The 260-nt window shown below is 66.9% G+C and carries 1 protein-coding gene; it reads right to left on the bottom strand.

The genetic code is table 11. From position 1 onward, the window contains the following. Positions 1-68: 68 nt before the first annotated feature. Positions 69-260: hypothetical protein (locus tag KZZ06_RS21370; RefSeq protein WP_219581942.1), on the bottom strand; the 192-nt coding region annotated here is incomplete at its 5' end.

Raw genomic sequence — 260 nt, 5'->3', positions numbered from 1 at the left:
AGAGGTCCCAGTATCGGACCGATAGGCGCGGAATCGGTTGCCAGGAAGCAGGGCGGGCTCTGCCATGGTCAGTTCTCCTCTGCCGGCAGCGGCCGGGCGATGCTGGTGGTCAGGTCGAAGAAGACCGACTTCGCCTGGAGCGGGTCGATCACATCCCCGGCCTGGCCAACCACGAGGGGCGTGCGCAGGCTGTAGGGATCCGCGAGCGGCAGATCTGGCCGCTCAAGCTGGTCGAGCGCGGCCACCATCGCATCGATGAG

It is taken from the genome of Sulfitobacter sp. CW3, from assembly GCF_019392245.1.
Taxonomy (GTDB): Bacteria; Pseudomonadota; Alphaproteobacteria; order Rhodobacterales; family Rhodobacteraceae; genus Sulfitobacter.
The sequence above is the reverse complement of the archived record's forward strand: the minus strand, read 5'-3'. Positions and strand labels throughout refer to the sequence as shown.